Source organism: Aquiflexum sp. (assembly GCF_977115555.1).
Genome location: NZ_CDSBKL010000203.1, coordinates 1 through 7,448 on the forward strand (window position 1 = coordinate 1; position 7,448 = coordinate 7,448).

Here is a 7,448-nt window from a genome sequence, read left to right on the forward strand (position 1 = left end):
GTCCTAAAGATGCCGAGTTGATCGCGCAGTACAGAAGTGGAAGCGAGGCAGCATTTGAAAAGTTAGTAAATAAATACAAATCGAGGGTCTACACCACCATTTACCTGATAGTCAAAGACCAAGGCGTGGCCGAGGATTTACTTCAGGATGTATTTGTAAAAGTGGTTCATACCCTTAGTGCTGACGGTTATAACGAAGAGGGAAAATTTCAGCCATGGTTGATGCGTATTGCGCATAATTTAGCCATTGATTTCTTCAGAAAACGGAAGCGCTATCCCACCATTGTGATGGAAGATGGGATGGATGTCTTCAATACGTTGAAGTTTGCTGATGAAACCATCGAAGATGTCAAAGTCAAAGAAGATACCGTGGAGTTGGTGCGGAGACTGATCGATGAGCTTCCCGAATCACAAAAACAAGTGCTGATCATGAGGCACTACATGGATTTGAGTTTTCAGGAAATCGCAGAACAGACAGGTGTCAGTATCAATACTGCACTTGGAAGAATGCGGTATGCATTGATAAACATGAGGAAAAAACTTAAACAATTAAACGTTGCCTATGACAAAATCTTTTACCCCAAATGACCTGTTAAGATATATCTATCAGGAAATGAGTGAGGGTGAAAATGAGTTGGTTGTGCAAGCCCTGCGCAGTGAAGATCACTTGATGCAGGACTACTTAGACATGCTGAGCACACTTGACCAATTGAATCAACTCATGCTTACACCTTCGGAAAAAGTAGTAAAGAGCATTCTTCGGAAAGCCAATTCTACCGGTCTCGAAAAAGTCTGAACCTATCGAACAGAAAAAAGGTAACCTGAAGGCGAAAAGCCTTCAGGTTTTTTTTGCTCTTCCCGTCACAATTCAATGATTGGATTATTTTCTGTCATTTTCTACCAATAAATTTCAGGATGCGGATTCATAAAAAAATGTTTTCTTATCAATATCTCATTTCAGTAACTTCAGATTAATCAATGGAGCATAAAGGCCCTACCCAAGCCCTGTCTCCGGTTTGATAATCCGTATTTCCATCAAAACCACCCGGTAGGGGGTCATACCTCAATGCTTTGGTTTGACCTATCTCAGAACTGAAGTATCCCCAGATCGTTAATTGCTTCATCATGGTAAAAAAATGTGGTGTTTTGTTGGCTGCCACTTGCCTTGCTGCCCTGTCATATTCTGATAAAAGGTCAAAACGTTGCTGAGGAGAAATTTTGGCAAAGCCATTTCCATATTTTTTATTTGAAGTGGTGTCCACTTCTTTCAAACCGGAAATAAAAATACCTATGTCTTGTTCATTGTAACAGTCTGTCACGATGGTTTGCATAAACATTCCTATTCCGGCAGCTTTTGCACCAGGTGATCTCTCGGAATCAGGAAGAATGGTTTCTCCAATTTCATCCATTAACAAAATGTCACTTTGAGAAAACAGAGGATTTTCTTTTTCAGGTTGTTTACAGCCGGCAAGGAATATATCCGAGCCTATAATTGAACCACCAAAAAGGGATGCTGTAATTTGTAATGCCTTTCTTCTTTTCATAAATCACCGATTTTGCTTCCTAAATTTTTATCAAAAACTCCCTATTTTAAACTGGTCCGCAGCATAAGCAGCAGCTCTTGCAGTAAGTGCCATAAACAAAATAGAAGGACTCTGATTTCCTGTACTAGCCATGCAAGCGCCATCTGTTACAAATACATTTTTGCAGCCATGCAATTGATTCATGTCATTTAGGAGTGAATTATCCGGATCTTTCCCCATTCTTACACCTCCCATTTCATGGATATCGAGTCCGGGAGCCTGCTTGTTATCGTTGGTAACAATGTCCTTACAACCTATCTTTTCGAGCATGGCTTTGCTTTGTTCAAAAAAGTCGAGGACCATTTTTTCATCATTCTCATCATAGCTGATATCTGTTACAAGTTGAGGTATTCCCCATTGGTCTTTTTTATCAGGGCTTAAAAATACCTGATTGGTGATTTTTGGGATAGTTTCCCCCTGCATATACATGTATACGACCCAATCCCCGGCTTCACTGAGTCTATGCTTAAAATCTGCTCCCAACTGTGGTTCATTTTCCGGAACGGTTTTTACCTGACTTCTGTAGGCGCCGGCAAAGGTTGTATAGCCACCAACAAAATCTGCATCTTGGCCATTCAAATTCCTGAAATTTGGGATGATGGGTCCTGTGGGGTTACGTCCTGTTACATACTTGTCTTCGAAACCTTCCATGCGGCCGGCGGTAAAAGTGCGGTAATTATGAAAACACATGTACTTTCCGAGCAAGCCACTGTCATTTCCAAGTCCATTTGGGAAACGATTTGAAGTGGAATTTAACAGAATGAGATTCGTATTGAGTGTAGACGCATTCACAAAAATGATTCTGGCATTAAAAATCATTTCCTCTTTGGTGTTGCTATCAATCACTTTTACCCCGCTAGCTTTGCCTGAAGATTCGTCATAAATGATGGAGTGAACTACCGAAAAAGGCCGCAAAGTCAGGTTGCCTGTTTTTTCTGCCCATGGTAATGTAGAGGCGTTGGAGCTAAAGTATCCGCCATATGGGCAGCCCCTTGTACACAAGTTTCGGCATTGGCATTTACCCCTTCCCTGCTGTAGGTGGATATCTTCGGGTTCACTCAGGTGTGCCCAGCGTCCCGCTACCAAATGCCTTTCGGGAAAATGCTTTTTAAGCGTGTCCCGCATGTGTAATTCCACTACATTCAGGTCAAAGGGTTTCAAAAATTCTCCATCAGGCATGGCTTCTATGCCATCTTTATTGCCACAGATACCCACAAATTTTTCTACATGAGAATACCAGGGTGCGATGTCCTCGTACCCTATCGGCCATTCTATTCCATAACCATACTTAGCAGGGGCTTTAAATTCATGATCGCTCCAGCGCTGACAGGCCCTGCCCCAAGTAAGGGATTTTCCACCGACTTGGTATCCCCTTATCCAGCTAAAGGGTTTTTGTTGCACATATGGGTGATCTTCATCCTTTACAAAAAAATGGGCTGTATCTTCAGAAAAATGCCAGGCGTTAGAAACTATGGGGTTGGCGTCAACAAAAGCTTTGGTCATTTTGCCCCTGTGAGGCAACTCCCAGGTGTGCTTGTTTGCAGTAGGGTAATCCACTATGTGTTTTACATCGCGTCCCCTTTCGAGTACCAGGGTTTTTAATCCCTTTTCACACAGTTCTTTGGCCGCCCATCCACCGGAAATGCCCGAGCCAATTACGATTGCATCAAATGTATTTTCCATTGTTTTTCTAATTTCAAAACCTTCCTTGGAATCCTCATGTCACATTTTATCCCTCATTTCCCTTCAGCACAAGGCCTGTAGGCAGTACATCCAAGGTTTTAATTTTAACGAGGCGTTTCAATAATCCATCCAGGTATTTGGTGCTGACAGGGCCCCAGCCTTCATCGTCGAGTCCATGGAGGTTTAGGATAAGCCAACCTCCCTCACTCTGCAGGAATTTGTTTATTTCCTGCTCGACAAACTTGTCACAATTTCCTGGACCATAACCCCAGCAACCCAGAGCCAAAGGCTCTGGTGAAACAGGAAGTAAGTTAACTGTGGTATCTTTTAACACCAGCCATCCTCCTGTGCGCACGGCCCTTACGCTTTGCAAGGCATAAGTATCCAATTCAGGAGTAGAAGCATTGTAGGCAAAATTATAAACTGCTCCTTCATTGGTATAGCCATCTAGATTTTCCTCAAAAAACCTCAGGCACTTGTCTATGTTTTCTTTGGCTTTTGCCAAAGGTATTTCAGTGAGGTTAAGGTGTTCCCAAGTATGGGGCATGATTTCATGGCCTCTGTGCTTGAGCTTGTTCCAGTCATTGAAATCTCCCAGGATGTCTTGAGGGATCCATTCTTTTTCTGCAGTAAAGCTTTTCAAATGTCCCGTGGCAATAATATTCAGACAGGCTTTCAATCCATAATTTTCATGGATATCGGCAATTTTATAAAAGGACTTTTTGAATCCATCGTCAAAACTTAAGGTAATGATATGTGTTTTTCCCTTTGGAATGAAGCCGCTGATGCCAACCGCCAGGGATCCAAGAATTGTGTTCTTAATAAAAATTCTTCTTTGCATATGATTTAAACTTTATTTCAATTGCAATGAATTCTGATAAAATTAACCTTTTTGTTTTTTCAACAACATTTTCAGGCCTTACCAATTGAATTAAACTCGTCAATTGCTCCGTTTTCTCCGAACCGCGATTTGTAGCAAATTTTTAAAACACTTGTAAGGTCACATTTTCCTCAATCCTGTTTTGCTCTCATGCTTATCCAGTCATTGAATGTCATTTCAAACTTGATTTCATCTTTTCCATGTGTGCCAATTTCCTTCCAACCGGATTTCCTATAGAAGGATTCTGCTCTTGTTTTTGGTGTAGTTCCCAACCAGACTGAATTCCTTGTTTGTTCAAAATACCAGTCAAGCATGATATCGTGGAGTTGTCTGCCTATTCCTTGCTTTTCAAATTCAGGTTTTAAAAACAAAGCCCAAATATTATTCTCTTTCAAGTCAGCAATTGAAAAGCCGACAATTTCATTATTAATCTCACAAACCCAGCCTTTTCCTCTTTTAGTGAGGAATTCTCTACAATCTTGGTCCGTCACCAAATTTGGATCAGACAAAATGTTTTCCCTTACCGAATGTCTGACAATTTGGATTTGGGCTATATCCTCAATATTTGCTTCTCTTATGATCATATCTTGAAAGTCCTACTTGTCTTTGCGGGTTATTTGGCATTGGCACCAATCAAGTCTGACAAAAATCTTAGTCTGAGGTTTCTAAGCTAAATATAAGCTCATTTCTTTTGAATTGGGAAGAGAAAAGTGAAAAGTGATGCTCTTGGTATTTGGGAATAAAAAAGATAATTCCAGATTGGAATTGATACCAAAAACAGAGAAGGTTAAGGTTCTTAAATTCCTGATCGGTTGTGAGGAAAAACTAAGACCTTTGAATGTACCGAATTTCTAATTGCTATTTAACTAGGTTTCCTTTAGAAGGGAATCCTTTAATGGAAAAATCACCGGTTTTACTTTTGGTTTACAAATCTCCTCAATCTAAAACCCCATCCAAAAACACTTGTGCTTTGCCGATAAGGTCCTGATAGGTTGCTGTGGTGAATCCATGTCCCTGTCCTGGTATATATTCCACCAGGTGCGGGACATTCTTGGTCACAAGCGCATCTTCCAGGATTTCGCTCTGAGAGATAGGAACTACGGTGTCTATGTCACCATGAAAAAAGACAGTCGGGACGGAATTGGGTGTAATAAAGCCCAAAGGACTTGAATCAGAGTAAAGCGCAGGTCTTGCAGCCGGACTCCCACCCAATAGGTTGTCAAAAAGCAATTGGGTAAAGAGGTTGAAACCATAGAAGCTTACAAGCTCTGTTGGTGGAAAAAACGCCACCACTGCTTTGATTAATCCATTTTGGTTGTTTTTATAGCTATGAAGCAATGCCAAATGCCCTCCTGCGCTTCCCCCTGCCAGAATGATGTCATCACTGACATCCCAAGTATCAAGTTGGGATTGGATATAGGCAAGTGCATTTTTGACGTCTTCTTCCTGGGAAGGGAATTTATTGGCTCCGGTAGCGATGTTGAAAAGCCTGTAATTTATGGCAATGTAGGCATAGTCGTCCTGCACGGCTTCCAGCCAGGGTTTGAACTGAACAAACTCATCCTTGGTGCCATCTACCCATCCGCCACCGTGGATCCACACAAAAACTTTGGTGCTGCCTGTACTTCTGTTTGGCGGCAAAAAGACATCCATCACCTGCCTTTCATTGGTACCATATGCGGTGTTCAACAGTTCACCAGCAACTTCTGGATTTAATTCCGGTTGCGGGTCATCCTTTTCGACGCAGGAAAAGAGTATAAAAATCCCTAAAAAAAGACTGCCGGCAAATCTCAAAACTGAACTCCTTACCATAATTTTTTATTTATTTGATCTGTGAAACAACGAAAGTAAGAATTACTTGTTGTAAAAATGGGGATATGGTTATTAAGTTAATGGTTATTGGTAATGTCCGATTTAGAATTCAAAAATGTAAATCACACTATTTGGCGATTCAAAAAATCATTTAATATCCAGTATCTACCAATATCTATTTTCAATATCCACGAGTATCTATTATCCAAATTTTCAAATCCTTTAATATTCCATGCTTAGAAAGGAAAGATACGCTGCAGTCATAGACCATTTTGCCAAACATATGCCGGTAGCCGAAACCGAACTCGTCTTCGAAAATCCTTATCAGCTTTTGGTATCTGTGGTTCTAAGTGCACAGTGTACGGATAAGCGAGTCAACATGACGACTCCAGCAATTTTCCGCGATTTTCCCACACCGGCGGATTTGGCTACCACGGATTTTGACACCCTTTTTCCTTATATCCGCAGCATTTCTTATCCCAATAATAAGACCAAACACCTCATTGGATTGGGAAAAATGCTGACAGAAGAATTTGGTGGAGAGGTTCCTTCCACCGTGGAGGAACTTGTCAAACTTCCCGGTGTAGGACGCAAAACTGCCAATGTCATCACCTCGGTAGTTTGGAACCAACCCAATATGGCTGTTGACACACATGTTTTTAGGGTTTCCAAGCGATTGGGTTTGGTCAATCAAAATGCAAAGACGCCGCTAGAAGTGGAAAAGCAGTTGATCAAAAATATCCCAAAGAAATACGTCCACATTGCCCATCATTGGTTGATTTTGCATGGCCGGTATGTTTGTCTGGCGAGAAGTCCCAAATGTTTGGAGTGCAATATCACTCATCTTTGCAGGTATTTTGAAAAAAACAAAGAGGCCATCCTGAACAAAGACGCTATACCCACCAAAAAGAAAAAATAAATGTGTGGAATCCATGTAATCATCCAACCTGAATCCGATGGCCTAGCCGCCATCCAAAAGATGATGCATGCGACCGAACACCGTGGACCGGATTTTTCGGGTTTCTGCAAAGTAGAAGAGGATATTTTTTTTGCGGCCAACAGGTTAAAAATCCAGGATCTCAGCGATTCCTCCAACCAACCGCTTTGGTCCGAGGACCGATCGGCGGTGTTGGTCTTCAATGGCGAACTCTACAACCATCCCGAATTGAAAGAAATCCTGGTTAATCGGGGATACCATTTGGATACAGGTTCAGATTCTATCGTCTTGTTACATTGGCTGATGGCTTTTGGCAAAGAAGGAATCCAACAACTCAAAGGCATGTTTGCATTTGTCTTTGCTGATCTGGGCAAAAAGGAGATTTTGGTCAGCCGGGATATTTCGGGAGAGAAACCTCTTTATTTTCACCAACATGGAAATTCCTGGATATTTTCCTCAGAGACCAAAGGGATTTTGGCAGGAATGAAAAACAAACCCAAAATCGACAAAAGCCAATTCTTGCCTTATTTCTATTATAGGCATAGTCTGCCCGA

8 protein-coding genes and 1 pseudogene are annotated in these 7,448 nt (G+C 41.5%); 4 read left to right on the forward strand and 5 right to left on the reverse strand.

Annotated elements, in window-relative coordinates:
• Positions 1-587: RNA polymerase sigma factor (locus ACZFYI_RS12565; protein WP_462524479.1), on the forward strand; the 587-nt coding region annotated here is incomplete at its 5' end.
• Positions 562-795 (forward strand): hypothetical protein, encoded by a 234-nt coding sequence (locus tag ACZFYI_RS12570; protein WP_462524480.1) that lies wholly within the window; start codon positions 562-564, stop codon positions 793-795. The genes ACZFYI_RS12565 and ACZFYI_RS12570, both read left to right, overlap by 26 nt.
• A gap of 175 nt (positions 796-970) precedes the next feature.
• Here ACZFYI_RS12570 and ACZFYI_RS12575 read toward each other — a convergent pair whose 3' ends face one another.
• The 5 genes from ACZFYI_RS12575 to ACZFYI_RS12595 form a co-directional block, all read right to left on the reverse strand.
• Positions 971-1,543: a gluconate 2-dehydrogenase subunit 3 family protein gene (locus ACZFYI_RS12575; protein ID WP_462524481.1), complete on the reverse strand. Its 573-nt coding sequence runs from the start codon at positions 1,541-1,543 to the stop codon at positions 971-973.
• 30 nt (positions 1,544-1,573) lie between these two features.
• Positions 1,574-3,265 (reverse strand): GMC oxidoreductase, encoded by a 1,692-nt coding sequence (locus ACZFYI_RS12580; protein WP_462524482.1) that lies wholly within the window; start codon positions 3,263-3,265, stop codon positions 1,574-1,576.
• Between the two features lie 46 nt (positions 3,266-3,311).
• A complete protein-coding gene (locus tag ACZFYI_RS12585; protein WP_462524483.1) occupies positions 3,312-4,106 on the reverse strand; it encodes a polysaccharide deacetylase family protein in 795 nt (264 codons plus the stop codon).
• Between the two features lie 170 nt (positions 4,107-4,276).
• Positions 4,277-4,729 carry an N-acetyltransferase family protein gene (locus ACZFYI_RS12590; protein ID WP_462524484.1) on the reverse strand — a complete coding sequence of 151 codons (453 nt, stop codon included), beginning with the start codon at positions 4,727-4,729 and terminating at the stop codon, positions 4,277-4,279.
• Positions 4,730-5,081: 352 nt separating this feature from the next.
• Entirely contained in the window at positions 5,082-5,957 is an 876-nt protein-coding gene (locus tag ACZFYI_RS12595) for a prolyl oligopeptidase family serine peptidase (protein WP_462524485.1), read from the reverse strand.
• 232 nt (positions 5,958-6,189) lie between these two features.
• On the opposite strand from ACZFYI_RS12595, the gene nth reads away from it, so the two are divergent.
• A complete protein-coding gene (gene nth / locus ACZFYI_RS12600) occupies positions 6,190-6,876 on the forward strand; it encodes an endonuclease III (RefSeq protein ID WP_462524486.1) in 687 nt (228 codons plus the stop codon).
• A pseudogene (locus tag ACZFYI_RS12605) lies at positions 6,877-7,448 on the forward strand (asparagine synthase (glutamine-hydrolyzing)); the annotation flags it as partial.

Bases quoted from the DNA above. Each gene is read 5' to 3' on its own strand.
- ACZFYI_RS12570 (WP_462524480.1), top strand. From the start codon at position 562: ATGACAAAATCTTTTACCCCAAATGACCTGTTAAGATATATCTATCAG.
- ACZFYI_RS12575 (WP_462524481.1), bottom strand. From the start codon at position 1,543: ATGAAAAGAAGAAAGGCATTACAAATTACAGCATCCCTTTTTGGTGGT.
- ACZFYI_RS12580 (WP_462524482.1), bottom strand. From the start codon at position 3,265: ATGGAAAATACATTTGATGCAATCGTAATTGGCTCGGGCATTTCCGGT.
- ACZFYI_RS12585 (WP_462524483.1), bottom strand. From the start codon at position 4,106: ATGCAAAGAAGAATTTTTATTAAGAACACAATTCTTGGATCCCTGGCG.
- ACZFYI_RS12590 (WP_462524484.1), bottom strand. From the start codon at position 4,729: ATGATCATAAGAGAAGCAAATATTGAGGATATAGCCCAAATCCAAATT.
- ACZFYI_RS12595 (WP_462524485.1), bottom strand. From the start codon at position 5,957: ATGGTAAGGAGTTCAGTTTTGAGATTTGCCGGCAGTCTTTTTTTAGGG.
- nth (WP_462524486.1), top strand. From the start codon at position 6,190: ATGCTTAGAAAGGAAAGATACGCTGCAGTCATAGACCATTTTGCCAAA.